The organism is Pseudomonas sp. ICMP 10191 (genome assembly GCF_001467335.1).
GTDB classification, from domain to species: Bacteria; Pseudomonadota; Gammaproteobacteria; order Pseudomonadales; family Pseudomonadaceae; genus Aquipseudomonas; species Aquipseudomonas cerasi.
The window spans coordinates 50,938-64,815 of sequence record NZ_LKGW01000114.1; the positions used below are offsets into that span (position 1 = coordinate 50,938).

The following is a 13,878-nucleotide window of genomic DNA, read 5'->3' on the forward strand; positions in this document are numbered from 1 at the left end:
AGGCCCGCATGAGCGACTCCCTTGACCTCAGCCTGGATGGTGTAGAACGCCGATCATTGGCTGACTTCACCGAACAGGCCTACCTCAACTACTCCATGTACGTGATCATGGACCGTGCCTTGCCGCATATCGGTGACGGCCTGAAGCCTGTTCAGCGACGTATCATCTACGCGATGAGCGAACTGGGCCTGGGTGCCGACGCCAAGCACAAGAAGTCGGCGCGTACCGTCGGCGACGTGCTCGGCAAGTTCCACCCGCACGGTGACTCGGCCTGTTACGAGGCGATGGTGCTGATGGCGCAGCCGTTCAGCTACCGCTACACGCTGGTAGACGGGCAGGGCAACTGGGGTGCGCCGGATGATCCCAAATCCTTTGCGGCCATGCGCTACACCGAGGCGCGCCTGTCGCGTTACTCGGAAGTCCTGCTCAGCGAGCTGGGCCAGGGCACTGCTGACTGGGTGCCGAACTTCGACGGCACCCTGGATGAACCTGCGGTGTTGCCGGCACGTTTGCCGAACATCCTGCTCAATGGCACCACCGGCATCGCCGTCGGTATGGCCACCGATGTGCCGCCGCATAACCTGCGCGAAGTCGCCAGTGCCTGCGTTCGTCTGCTGGACGACCCCAAGGCCACGGTTCCCGAGCTGTGCGAGCACATTCTGGGGCCGGACTATCCGACCGAAGCGGAAATCATCACGCCGCGTGCCGACCTGCTGAAAATCTACGAGACCGGGCGTGGCTCGGTGCGTATGCGCGCGGTTTACCGCATCGAAGATGGCGACATTATCGTCACTTCACTGCCGCATCAGGTATCCGGTGCCAAGGTGCTGGAACAGATCGCCGCGCAGATGCAGGCCAAGAAGCTGCCGATGGTTGCCGACCTGCGCGATGAGTCGGACCACGAGAACCCTTGCCGTATCGTGATCATCCCGCGCTCCAACCGGGTTGAGCTGGACGAACTGATGCAGCATCTGTTCGCGACCACCGAGCTGGAATCCAGTTACCGGGTGAACATCAACATCATCGGCCTGGATGGCAAGCCGCAGCTCAAAAACCTCAAGACATTGCTCGGCGAATGGCTGACGTTCCGTATCGGTACGGTGCGTCGCCGTCTGCAATTCCGTCTGGACAAGGTCGAGCACCGTCTGCACCTGTTGGACGGTTTGCTCACGGCGTACCTGAACCTCGATGAAGTGATTCACATCATCCGTACCGCCGAGCACCCGAAGGCGGAGCTGATCGCGCGTTTCGATCTGTCGGAAATTCAGGCCGATTACATCCTCGACACCCGTTTGCGTCAGTTGGCGCGTCTGGAAGAGATGAAGCTGCGCAGCGAGCAGGATGCCTTGCGCAAAGAGCAGGCCAAGCTTCTGGCGCTGCTGAGCAGCGAGTCCAAGCTGCGCAAGCTGGTGCGTGCCGAACTGATTGCCGACGCTGAAACCTATGGCGACGACCGTCGTTCGCCCATCGTTGCCCGTGCCGAAGCCAAGGCGCTGTCTGAAAATGAACTAATGCCCACCGAGCCGGTGACTGTCGTCCTGTCGGAAAAAGGCTGGGTACGCTGTGCCAAGGGGCACGACATCGATGCGACCGGGCTTTCCTATAAAGCCGGGGACGGTTTCAAGACCTCGTCCATTGGCCGCTCCAATCAGTTCGCCGTGTTCATCGACTCGACCGGGCGCAGCTATTCGGTTGCCGCCCACACCCTGCCCTCCGCGCGAGGCCAGGGCGAGCCACTGACGGGCAAGCTGCAACCGCCACCGGGTGCGACCTTCGAGTGCGTATTGTTGCCGGAAGACGATGCGCTGTACGTGATCGCGTCGGATGCCGGTTATGGTTTTGTCGTCAAAGGCGAAGACCTGCAAGCCAAGAACAAGGCGGGCAAGGCGCTGCTGAGCCTGCCGGCCGGGGCGAAAGTCATCCTGCCTCGCCCTGTGCCTGATCGTGAGCAGAACTGGCTGGCAGCGGTAACCACCGAAGGCCGTCTGCTGGTATTCAAGATCAGCGATCTGCCGCAGTTGGGCAAAGGCAAGGGCAACAAGATCATCGGTATTCCGGGCGAGCGAGTAGCCAGCCGTGAAGAGTATGTGACTGATCTTGCGGTGATCGGGCAAGGCGCTACGCTGGTACTTCAGGCGGGCAAACGAACGCTGTCGCTGAAACCTGAAGACCTCGAACATTACAAGGGCGAGCGTGGCAGACGTGGCAATAAACTGCCAAGGGGCTTCCAGAGGGTCGATGCATTATTGGTGGAAAATAGCTGAAAACATTGATCTGGCACCAAGGTTCTTCGTTTTGCCATGAAGTACGATGCATAATCGCTGGAGTCATGGTGCATATTCACGGATGATATGGGGTCTTGGGGTGCATGCGTGGCTCAGTGCCTGCATGGGTCTTGAAAGTACTAATACTGTGGCCTGTCTCTGGACGGCCACCTGGATGGGATGATGAATTTTCTACGCCTTCCCTTGATCCTGCTGATGACTGGCGTTCTGGGTCTGGCTGGTTGCAGTGTGCGCCAGCCGACCGCGCTTTATCAGCTCGATAGCGGTGAGCCTGGTCAGCCGAAACAGAGTAGTGGTCTGGCAGTATTGCTGGGTCCTGTTTCGGTGGCCGACTATCTGCAACGCGAAACACTGCTGCAACGCCAGCCTGACGGCACCTTGACTGCTTCGTCCGATGGGCGCTGGGCGGGCAACCTGTCTTCGGATATCGACCAGTTGCTCTTGCGTCAGCTGGCCTGGAAGCTGGACAGCCAGCGCGTCGTCATGGCGCCTGCGACGGCCAGCTTCACGCCCGATGTTCAGGTCGTGCTGTCCATCACCCGCCTGGACTCCGGTGCCAAACAGCCCGCGGTACTGGACGCGCAATGGCGACTTCTGGACCGCAAGGGTCACGTCCGGGACAGCCGGCTGGTGCACTTGGAACAAGTCCATGCCGGCAGCTCTGCCGATCAGGTCAAGGCTCAGGGCGTGCTGTTGCAGCGCCTGGCTGATCAGGTCAGCACTGCGATCAAACCGATTTCCTGGCAGGCGCTCGACGAGCCGAAAAAAACGCCTGTCGCCAAGGCCAAAGAGCCGGACAAGCCAAGAATTCCACTGGCGTCCCCTATACGCACCGATCTTGAAGTGTTCCGCTTCTAGGGTCGGCCCAACAAAAAGCCCGCAGCGATGCGGGCTTTTTGTTGGGCGCTCATCTGGTTCTCACACCCCGGCGTTCCTGACGCGCTGCACAGTCAGGATAGGACGCAGAGCGTCCAGAACGGCATTCCCATGCTGGAGCATGGGCACGATGGTGATCTTGCGGACGCCTATCACGCCATAAGCTCCGGAACGGCATACCTGCGCTGGCGCAGGGGTACGATGGTGGTCTTGCGGGCACCTATCGTTCCTCACGCTCCGCGTGGGAATGCAGGTCGTGACGCTCTGCGTCACCTGATTGCGCCGGACCAGGTCGGTCAGGATCGGACGTCGAGTGCCCAGAACGGCGTGCCCATGCAGAGCATGGGCACGAGAGAAGAGTGAGCGGAGGAGAAGATCAGGCCTTGTTGGATTCGTGCATGCGCGCCAGCTGGCGTTCGAGCATCGAAGGGTAAGGCTCCATCAGGCGTTCTACGCAGCAGGCACCTTCAGGGCTGGCGATCGGGCGGATGCGGGCGCGTTGACGGATCAACGGGTCGTCGTTGATGCGGCGTTCGACCAGCAGCAGGTTGCGGCTGTGCTGAGACAGCGCCAGTGCATCCTGCGCGGTTTCGGTCAGCAACAGATCGATCTGGCTCAGACCGCTCAAGCCTTCGCCCAGCGTCAGGCCCAGTTGCAGTTGCAAGGTGATGCCGCTGTCGGCCACCTCGATCTGCAAGGCATGGCTGAGTGCGCGCAACAGCTCACCGCAGCAGATCGCGTTGGTCAGGTAGTCATCACCGCTTTCGTGGCTGTGGAACAGCATCAGCGTGCTGCCGTCATTCAGCGTGTGCAGCTCGCTTTCATACAGCGAGGCGGCCTGATCGAGGCAGTCGCGGTAGCGTTGCAGCAATTCGGTCAGGCGTGCGCGCGGCAGGCGGCGCAATTGATCCTGCGCACCCAGTTGCACGGCCAGCACTGCACTGTTGTGCGGTTCGACCGGCGCTACCGAGGCAGCCGCCGGGCGAACGGCTGGCGAGTTGTCCGAGTGATCGCGCAGATCGGCGAACGGATCCTCCTCATCGTCGTCTTCATCTTCCTCGGCAACGATGCGGCGCTGCACCGGTGGTGCCGGCAGGCGCGGTTTTGCTTCGCTGCTGCGTGCCGAAACCTTTGGTGCGGGCTTCTCTTCCGGCTCCAGATAAGGATCTTCGCTGTCGTCTTCCTCGCCGTCATACTCGGGCTCGGGCAGCGGTTCTGGCTCCGGCACCGGCGGCGCGAACGAGGTGCGCAGCTGGCGCGCCAGATCGCCGATTTCATCCTGGCGATCAGTGGCTGGTGTATACGGGTCAATATCCCGCAGCCAGATACGCATCTGCATCAGTGGCGTGGAGATGTGGCGGCCAAGACGCAGGCTCAGCGCCAGCGCCAGGGCCAGCAGGATACCGGCCAGAATGCCCATGCTCTGCAGGCTGATGGTCATCGGCTGCTGGAACTGCGACATGTCGAGGCTGATGCGCAGATGGCCCGCCATCACGTCCTGGAACGTGATCTTGATTTCATACAGACCCTGAGCTTCCCCCAGCAGACCGTTTTTCGGACGCTGGCCGGCCTCCGCGAGGATGCGGTTATCCACACTGTAGATAGCGGCATGCGCTACCAGCGGGTTCTTGACCAGATTGCCCAGCAGCACGTTGAGACTGAGGATGTCGTTGGACACCAACAGCTCGGTAGCCGAGGTGGCGGTCTGGGTGGTCAGGGCCTGCCCCAGCGCATCGGCCTGTTCATGCATGGCCTGCTTGAACTGCAGGCCCATGACACCGGCGTAGATCACCAGCGCCAAAGCGACCAGGATCACGTTATGGCTGGCAATGCGCAAAGCGATCGGTACACGGCGATGACGCAGGGCACGAAAGATGAGCAGGAAGAAATTATCGGTTTTAACGGGCGTGGGCCGGTTCACAGAGCACGGCTCTTTCGGTGAAGTTGTCGCGCAGTATAACGAGCGACCCAGTGGCGGCAAAGCGCTGCCTGTGCCCGGTGGTCACTGAATGTGGTTAGAATGCGGTTTTTTTCCACTGCGGGGGTGCGCCTTGCGCGAAATCGTCCTGATTAACATCACTGGTGTCGACCGTCCCGGTCTCACTGCAGCCATCACCGGCGTCCTCGCCCAGGGTGGCGTGAACATTCTCGATATTGGTCAGGCGGTGATCCACGACACCCTGTCGTTCGGCATCCTGGTTGAAATTCCGGATACCGTGCAGGGATCCTCGGTGCTCAAGGACATCCTGTTCACCGCCTACGAACTGGATCAGCAAGTCCGTTTCACTGCGGTGTCCGAAACCGACTATCAACACTGGGTCGAAGGCCAGGGCAAGGCGCGTCACATCGTTACGCTGCTGACCCGTAAGGTCACGGCCGAGCAATTGCAGTGCGTCAGCGCCATTACTGCCAAGTACGGGCTGAATATCGATCAGATCGATCGGTTGTCCGGTCGTATGCCGCTCGACACCCCGGCCGACAAAGGCAAGGGCTGCATCGAGTTCACCGTGCGCGGCGAGCCTGCCGACCCGAAAGCCATGCAGGCCGAATTTCTCGCGGTTGCGCAGGATCTCAACGTCGATATCGCGTTCCAGCAGGATTCGCTGTTCCGTCGTAACCGGCGCCTGGCGGTGTTCGACATGGATTCGACCCTCATCGAGGCCGAAGTCATCGATGAACTGGCCAAGGCAGCAGGCGTCGGCGAGCAGGTTTCCGAGATTACCGAGCGTGCCATGCGCGGCGAACTGGATTTCAGCGAAAGCTTCAAAGAGCGTCTGGCCCTGCTAAAGGGGCTCGATGTGAGCGTGCTGGATGAAATCGGCGCGTCTCTGCGCCTGACCGAAGGCGCTGAAACGCTGTTCTCCGAACTCAAGCGGTTGGGTTACAAGACGGCGATTCTGTCGGGTGGCTTCACCTATTTCGCCAAGCAGTTGCAAGCAAAGCTGGGCATCGATTACGTCTTTGCCAATGAACTGGAAGTGGTTGACGGCAAGGTCACCGGCGTAGCGGTCGAGCCGATTGTCAATGCGCAGCGCAAGGCCGACCTGTTGCGCGAACTGGCTCACAAGGAAGGGTTGAGCCTAGAGCAGACCATCGCGGTCGGCGACGGTGCCAATGACCTGCCGATGCTGGCGATTGCCGGGCTGGGTGTAGCGTTCCGTGCCAAGCCACTGGTCAAGCAATCGGCCAAACAGGCCATTTCGACGCTGGGACTCGATGGCGTGCTGTATCTGCTGGGTTTCCGCGACCGCGAAGGAAAGCGCTGACGCTCAGGCCGTGGTGGTTTGCCCCTGATGGCGAGGGGCCAATCGCGACGGCTGTCGCAGTGATCGCTACAGCGTGCCCCACAAGGAATCGAATTCCTGATCCGGCCTGGCCTTTTCGGTTTCGGTCGCTTTCGGGGCGTCGTACATCTGATACTCGAACTGATTGTAACTGGCGCTACTGACCTGCCGGTTGCTCAGTGACGCGCGGCGTTCTTCGCCGGCGACGTTGATCATCACCTTGTTGCCCTCCTGAAAAGGCAGACGCGGTGCGAGCACGGTGGGCGGTTTTTCCATGGCGCGTACTTCCGGCAGCATCAGGGTTCGCAGGTACTGGCTGTTCTGCTGTTCGCGAATCAGCTGCATGCCGCATGGCTGGGCAAACGGGGCGATCAGTTCGATCCCCATCTGTGTGCCGCCGCTGCGTACCTGGCGGATCCAGCGCACGATGGCAATGCTCCAGCCCTGGCCGGCGTCATCCTGAATACCCACCAGTTCGCCAGCCTGCAACTGCTGAGGTACGTCCTTCTGCCACGCCAGGCAGTATCCGCCCGGGCTGTGGTTGACAATATTCAGGTCGAAGGTCGGAAACGTATGCTGGTTGTTGGAAAGCGAGTCGCTGTCGCCGTCGTTTTTCGGGTATTCGATCTCTTCGTAGGGCAGCAGAACGGATGAAGTCTTGCCGCGCTGAGTGTCGAAGGCAGACGCCCACGGATCGTCCGCGTCATCATTGGCCATCTTCAACGAAAAGCTCGCTGCACTGGTGGCGCTGTTCAACTGCAACAGCTCGCTGAACGACTTCTGGCCAGCGACATAGAAATGCAGCGCGCTCATGCCGATGCACAGTTTCAGCGTGCCCTGACCGGGCGTGCGTTGAAAGGTGCGTTCGGCCACATCACCCCAGGCGACCGCCAGATGTTGCAGCAGGTCGGTGTTGATACCGGTTGGAATCAGCAACGGCGAAGGGGTGCGCTGGTCATCCGGCAGGGCCAGGTACTGATTGATCGCTTCAGCCAGCGAGTAGGTGTTGATACCCAGCAGCCGAGGAGATTGTTCGTCGCTGAACAGGGTGCGATACAGCGGCGGTTTGTCGACCGTCGGGTCCAGAGCGAAGAGGCTGCTTTCAGTGACCGGCAATTGCAGCTTTACCAGAGGGCTCCAGGCCTCCAGCGCATCGGCCAGTTTGCCGATGTTCAACTGACGCATCTGGTTGCAGCGTGAGCAACCCATCAGCAGCGCGATCACGTAGGTCTGTTCCACGCTCAGCACTTTGCTGTGATGGGCCAGGGGCTCTTCGACCGGCGTGTTGTGCAACTGGTACTGACGGGCAATCTGGTAGATCTGATGCAGCTCGAGCCACAGGCCGTCCTGAACCGGACAGTAAAGCTGGTTGGCGCGTATCAGTGGCCCGTTGAGACCATGCAGTGCGCGTTGCAGCGCAGTGCTAAACAGCCCGGCCTGGTCTCGGGTATAGCGCGGGGCGACCTGCTGAATGATCTGCTTGTAACCGGTTGCGAGATGGTTTTGCAGCGCCTGGCAGAGGTTGGCCACCTTGCGTGGTCGCTCGTCCAGCACAATGGCCTGATTGAGAAAGTGACGTTCAAGGTGCTTGCAGACGAAGTACACCTCGGGCCGCAGCAATTCAAGCAATTGCAGGCGGTTCTCGCTCGGGGTGATCAACTGGTTCAGCTCGGTCAGCCCTTGATAGAGCTGGCGCGCCATTTCTCCGAGGTTCGCCTTGGGCAATCTGGAGATCCAGCGTTTGAGGTCGCGGGGGTTGGCTTCACTGAATGTCAGGCTCGACTGCGTTGGCGTGGGGGCACGCAATAGCAGAGGGAGGCTAAAATTACTCATGTGACAGGCAAGCTCCAACAACTCACTGGCGCGGACGATGGCTTCAGATGGGGGGCCGAGGTTATCGCGCACCCGCGATGTGCCGAGCATACGCCCATGAAAGTGAGAAGTATCCTACAGCATCGATGTAACGACTTTACCAGTATCGACATCACCCCGCAGCAACTATGGCCTCATGCTATTACCGTCCGGCAGCACGTTGCATGAGCGCCAATATCCATCATCGGACGCTCATGCAGCGAGGCTCAGGCCGCGATCATGCCTGGGCAGGAACAGCCAGTGCCTGTCCCATTTGAACCTTGGAACCCGCCGTCAGTTGTTCGGCCCATTTCACCTGACCTGGACCGAACAGCACGATGGCGGTAGAGCCCAGCTTGAACCGACCCATTTCGGCACCTTTTTCCAGGTGGATCGGCGCGCGCGCCGCTTCGTCGTAGCTGAACGTTTTCAGTTCACGCTTGGGCGGTGTGACCAGCCCGGCCCATACCGTTTCGACAGACGCCACGATCATCGCGCCGACCAGCACCACTGCCATTGGTCCGCGCTCGGTGTCGAACAGGCAGACCACTCGCTCATTACGGGCGAACAGCTCGGGTACGTTTTCAGCCGTGGTCTGGTTGACCGAGAAGATGCGGCCCGGCACGTAGACCATTTCACGCAGCGTGCCAGCCAGTGGCATGTGGACGCGGTGATAGTCCTTCGGCGACAGGTAGACGGTTGCGAACTCGCCGCCCATGAAGGGCGCTGACAGCTTGGGGTCACCGCCGAGCAGTTCCAGTACGCTGAAACTGTGGCCCTTGGCCTGGAAGATCCGGCCGTGGTCGATAGGGCCCAACTGGCTGATGGCGCCGTCGGCTGGCGAAAGAATCGCGCCCGGCGTGGTATCGAGCGGGCGGGCGTCGGCTTTCAATGCGCGGGTGAAGAACGCATTGAAGTGCTCGTAGGACGTCAGGTCTTCGACCAGGGCCTGCGACATGTCCACTTGATAACGGCGGGCAAACCACGCGGTGAAAGCGTTTTTGAACCAGCGTACGCGGCATTCGGCAACGCAGCCTGCCAGTCGGGACAGCAGGTGGTGCGGCAGCAGGTACTGGCTGATGATGAACAAGCGGTCTTTCATTGAAGGTCCTGAGGATGAGTGTCCTGAATATTTCTGCGAGGCCTGTCGCGGTTCGCTAGAGCGGACAGGTTCGACGGTTTCGGCTGGTGCTGGCTGCGCAGGCGCGACGGGTTGCGCAACCTCGACTGCCTCGGCGGGCGCGGCGGCCACTTCCGGAAGTTCTACCGGTGTCTCCGGGTGATTGCCCCATTCACCCCACGAGCCGGCATAGGCCTTGACCCTTGGGTAGCCCAGCGCCTTGGCCGCCAGGTAGGTGAAGCCCGAGCGGTGATGGGTCTGGCAATGCGTAATGATTTCCTTGTCGGGCGTGATGCCCAGGTCGCGAAGGATCTCCGGCATGTCCTGGCGAATACGCAGGTTGCGCGCCTTGTCCATGCCCGCCGTCCACTCGAAATTGACAGCGCCGGGTATATGTCCGCCTTTGGCCGCGACCACTTTTTCGCCCGAATACTCGGTCGGTGCACGAGCATCCCAGATCGCCAGATCGGCGGCGCCCAGACGGCTTTGCAGGTACTCGAGTGTGGCGGTAGGTTCGTCGTGCAGCGTCAGCGTTACCGGGGTATCGGCAGCAGGCGGAACGTCGGTGCTCAGTGGCAGCAATTGCGCTTCCCAGGCCAGCAGTCCCCCGTCCAGATAGTGATAACGGCTGTGGCCGATGACATCCAGCAACCAGATGAAACGCCCGGCCCAGCCGCCGCCTTCGTCATCGTAGACGACATACACGGCATCGGGGTTGTGGCCCAGTTCGCCGAACAATTGCTCAAGGCTGGCAGTGTCGGGCAGCAGGCCGGGGGCCGGAGGCTTGCCCAGTTGCGTACGTTTCGGATCGACGAAGCGGGCACCGCGAATGTGCCCGGCTTCGTAGCGAGCGCTGCTGGTCAGATCCACGAGGATCAGTTCCGGGGCGTCTAGACGCTCAAGCAGATCGTTGGGTTCGATGACCAGCGACAAGCCAGTGAATGCGGACATTTGCAGCCTCCGATGAAAGGAAAGGGGCGAATTGTACGCCAGGCCTCATGCTTTGCGATGACTAAAGATGCCCAGTGCCCGTTCAATACATTGCGCGGTTTTTCCGAATGCCTGGACGGAAATTTCCGACAAGGCCCCGCCGCCCTGGTCGGCGACCACCAGCAGCATGACTTTGCCGTTGTTGCTCAGCGAGCGAATCAGCCAGTGCTGACCACTGAACAGGGTTTTCAGCGGCGGGGGCAGCAGGGCGGCAAATTGCGCACTGTTGGCGGGTGTCATGCGTAACTGTGTCGGCTGTGTGAGCAGGCGCTGCAGTACGGTGCTTTCCTTGATGAACAACTGCAAGGTTGCGGCGTCCTTCGGCAGTCCGGCAGTCTGATTGACGCGCAGCACCGTTGACGTCTTGTCCAGCATCAGCAGCATGACCCGCTCCATGCCACACGAGATAAATGCATCGCGCGCCGACGTGGTCAGGTGCATGGCGTTGATGAACGGGCTGGGATCCTGCAGCAGCTCGGCACACTGCTTGCGCCACAGTTGCAGGGCGTCTGCCGATGGCGGCGGTGCAGGTTCATTGTCGCGCCTTACGCGGCGTGCGTCCCACGGCCAGATCAGCGATTCGGCCGGGTGCCAGAGGTCTTTTTCCGCATGGATGCGGGCGCTGCTGGCGGCATTCTGGTGCGCCTGTTGTTGTACTTCGCCGATCGACTGTTGCAGGTAAAGGCTGGTCAGCCGTTCCCAGCGCAGGCAGTGCGGGCTGTTCCAGGCATTTTGCGCCGCCAGCGCCAGGCCATTGCCCAGCAACACGGTATTGGCGGGCTGGTTCAGCCAGCGCCGCAGGTTGGGGTCGTCGTCCATGAGTTGTTGCTGGTGCAGCGGGCTGTGTTCTTCGCGGGCGATACGCAGCGCCTTGGCCAGATCGCGTCGCTCGTTGATCAACAGTTTATAGCCGCGCGTGACCCAGATCGGCAGGCGCCAGAACTCGGCGAGTGCCAGGCATAATTCCAGCAGGTTGACGCCGAACAGCTCTTTTTCCACGGCAACGCTGGAATGGCCCTTGTGGATAACCCGCAGTTCCAGTTCTTCGAGCAGCTTCGGATAGGCCAACGCCATCGGCCAGAGCGGTGACAGAAACAGCAGGCTGCCCATGTGGATGTCCTGCCAGAGTCGCGCAAGGCGGCTGGCAAACAGGCCGTTGGCCTGTTGCGTGGCGTGCTGACTGACCAGAATCAGCTGGCGATAGGCCGCAGGAATTTCTTCAGGCGGCTTGGCCGGCAAACGGCCCAGAAGGACTTCGGTGCGCGCCAGACCCAGACGATTGATCGCAATCTCAAGGCTCTCGGCCTGCTCGGTCAAACCGTGCGTGTGGTGATTGGCCTCGCGCATCACGCTCAGCACCAGCGCAGGACTTTCCTGCATCATTTCAGCGATTTCACGCAGTGAGCGACGACTGTCGTTCAAGGCGGAGCGGACGTGTCCATGATTGACGGCAGGGACCGGCAACGCGATACCGTCAAGCAGTTTGACCCAGGCATCCAGCGTCTTCGGAACGAGGTGATGTGCTGCGTGTACTGTCGGCATTCGAGGGCCTGTGCTGCTGATTATCTGAGCTGGAAAACCGCCAGCGTACGGGGCGCTGAGGCCAGTTTCCTCCTTTTATGGAGGCGCATAAATGGGTTTTTCAAAAGAACCGGCTATAGTCTGGCCCAGTTAGGCCGATAAGGAGAAGAAGAGATTCAACAACTTCCGGACTGTCCCTGAACCCGACTCAGTAAAGTATTTTTTCCTATGGCTAAAATCATCGGCATCATTGTCGTTCTCGCAAGTGTCATCGGCGGATATGTGCTGTCCCATGGCAAGGTCATGGCGCTGTTCCAACCGTACGAGGTCTTGATTATCGGCGGTGCTGCACTGGGCGCGTTCCTTCAGGCCAACCCTGGCTACATGTTCATGCACGTGTTCAAGAAGTCGCTGAAGATGTTCGGTTCGCGCTTCACGCATGCCTATTACCTCGAAGTGCTGGGCCTGGTTTATGAAATCCTCAACAAGAGCCGCCGTGAAGGCATGATGGCGATTGAAGGGGATATCGAAGACGCTGCTTCCAGCCCGATCTTCGCCAAATATCCGGGTGTCCTTAAGGATGAACGCATGACTGCGTACATCTGCGACTACCTGCGGATCATGTCGTCCGGCAACATGGCTCCCCACGAGCTGGAAGGTCTGTTCGACATGGAACTGCTGAGCATGAAAGAGGACCTCGAGCATCCATCCCATGCCATTACCGGTATCGCCGACGGTATGCCCGGCTTCGGTATCGTGGCTGCGGTACTGGGTATCGTGGTGACCATGGCTTCGCTGGGTTCCGGCGACAAGGCTGCGATCGGTATGCACGTAGGTGCGGCGCTGGTCGGTACGTTCTTCGGTATTCTCGCGGCTTACGGTTTCTTCGGTCCTCTGGCCACCAGCCTTGCGCATGATGCCAAGGAAGAAATGAACGTTTACGAGGCCATCAAGGCGTCCCTGGTGGCCTCGGCCTCCGGCATGCCGCCTTCGCTGGCTGTCGAGTTCGGCCGCAAGGTTCTCTATCCGCTGCATCGCCCCAGCTTCAGCGAGCTGGAACAAGCGGTTCGCGGTCGCTAAGTCATGGAAAATAATCAGCCGATTATCATCAAGCGCGTAAAGCGCTTTGGTGGCGGACATCATGGCGGTGCCTGGAAAATCGCGTTTGCCGACTTCGCGACGGCGATGATGGCGTTCTTTCTGGTGCTGTGGCTGATGTCGTCCGCCACCCCCGAGCAATTGCTCGCGGTCGCCGGTTATTTCAAGGACCCTGTCGGCTTTTCGGACAGCGGTTCGCCGTATGTGATCGATCTGGGCGGTTCGCCGGAGATGTCGCCGAACCAGACGCTGAACCCCGAGGTAAAGACCACGCCTTCGCCGGACACCGTTCCGCTTGAGGCGGAAACTGCCGAGACCAAGGCTGAAGAGGTAGAGCAGGAGCGTCTGGAGATGCTGCTCCAGGAATTGCAGAACAAGGTCGAGGAAAACCCGCAACTGCAAAAATTCAAGGACCAGATTCTGTTCGAGATCACTCAGGACGGCTTGCGTATCCAGATCATGGATGCGGAAAATCGACCGATGTTCGACTCGGGCAGCGCGCGTCTCAAGCCTTATTTCGAAGACATTCTGCTGGCTCTGGCTGACACCATCAAAAGTGTGCCGAACAAGATCAGCATCAGCGGCCATACCGATGCAACGCCTTTCGTGGGCAGCGGCGGGTTCGGCAACTGGGAGCTGTCGGCCAACCGTGCCAATGCTGCACGCCGCGCACTGGTAGCGGGGACCTATCCGGACTCACAGGTGGCCAGGGTGGTAGGGTACGCGTCGTCTGCTCTTTATGATCACCAGAACCCGACCAACCCGGTCAATCGCCGCATCGATATCGTGGTGCTGACCAAAAAAGCCCAGCAGCGTATCGAGGGCGATCAGAACTCCGGCGGCGCGCCAGCCA

General features: G+C 60.2%; 9 protein-coding genes and 1 pseudogene. 5 read left to right on the forward strand and 5 right to left on the reverse strand.

The window, feature by feature from the left end; genetic code table 11:
- The first annotated feature begins 8 nt into the window (after positions 1 to 8).
- Together parC and AO388_RS16280 are read left to right on the forward strand one after the other, a co-directional pair.
- Complete coding sequence (gene parC, locus AO388_RS16275) at positions 9 to 2,264, forward strand: DNA topoisomerase IV subunit A (RefSeq protein WP_010439406.1); 2,256 nt, start codon at positions 9 to 11, stop codon at positions 2,262 to 2,264.
- A 183-nt stretch (positions 2,265 to 2,447) separates the two neighbouring features.
- Positions 2,448 to 3,143 (forward strand): PqiC family protein, encoded by a 696-nt coding sequence (locus AO388_RS16280; RefSeq protein ID WP_024661443.1) that lies wholly within the window; start codon positions 2,448 to 2,450, stop codon positions 3,141 to 3,143.
- Positions 3,144 to 3,537: 394 nt separating this feature from the next.
- Here AO388_RS16280 and AO388_RS16290 read toward each other — a convergent pair whose 3' ends face one another.
- Positions 3,538 to 5,082, reverse strand: a complete 1,545-nt coding sequence (locus AO388_RS16290; protein ID WP_003431947.1) for a HAMP domain-containing protein — start codon at positions 5,080 to 5,082, stop codon at positions 3,538 to 3,540.
- Positions 5,083 to 5,212: 130 nt separating this feature from the next.
- Here AO388_RS16290 and serB point away from each other — a divergent pair, with 130 nt between their 5' ends.
- The gene (serB, locus tag AO388_RS16295; RefSeq protein ID WP_003431946.1) at positions 5,213 to 6,427 is read left to right on the forward strand and encodes a phosphoserine phosphatase SerB; all 1,215 of its coding nucleotides are present in this window, start codon (positions 5,213 to 5,215) and stop codon (positions 6,425 to 6,427) included.
- A 66-nt stretch (positions 6,428 to 6,493) separates the two neighbouring features.
- On the opposite strand, the gene AO388_RS16300 is transcribed toward serB, so the two are convergent.
- From AO388_RS16300 to AO388_RS16310, 4 genes and pseudogenes are all read right to left on the reverse strand, one after another.
- Entirely contained in the window at positions 6,494 to 8,278 is a 1,785-nt protein-coding gene (locus tag AO388_RS16300; RefSeq protein WP_058416748.1) for a hypothetical protein, read from the reverse strand.
- Between the two features lie 256 nt (positions 8,279 to 8,534).
- A complete protein-coding gene (gene asd / locus AO388_RS29665) occupies positions 8,535 to 9,398 on the reverse strand; it encodes an archaetidylserine decarboxylase (RefSeq protein ID WP_032634688.1) in 864 nt (287 codons plus the stop codon).
- A gap of 156 nt (positions 9,399 to 9,554) precedes the next feature.
- Positions 9,555 to 10,367 (reverse strand): annotated as a pseudogene (locus AO388_RS29670) (rhodanese-like domain-containing protein); the annotation flags it as partial.
- 45 nt (positions 10,368 to 10,412) lie between these two features.
- Positions 10,413 to 11,948: an HDOD domain-containing protein gene (locus tag AO388_RS16310; protein ID WP_003431943.1), complete on the reverse strand. Its 1,536-nt coding sequence runs from the start codon at positions 11,946 to 11,948 to the stop codon at positions 10,413 to 10,415.
- 207 nt (positions 11,949 to 12,155) lie between these two features.
- Here AO388_RS16310 and motA point away from each other — a divergent pair, with 207 nt between their 5' ends.
- Positions 12,156 to 13,007: a flagellar motor stator protein MotA gene (gene motA, locus AO388_RS16315; protein ID WP_003342993.1), complete on the forward strand. Its 852-nt coding sequence runs from the start codon at positions 12,156 to 12,158 to the stop codon at positions 13,005 to 13,007.
- A 3-nt stretch (positions 13,008 to 13,010) separates the two neighbouring features.
- The coding region (gene motB, locus AO388_RS16320) for a flagellar motor protein MotB (protein WP_058416749.1) at positions 13,011 to 13,878 on the forward strand (868 nt) is incomplete at its 3' end.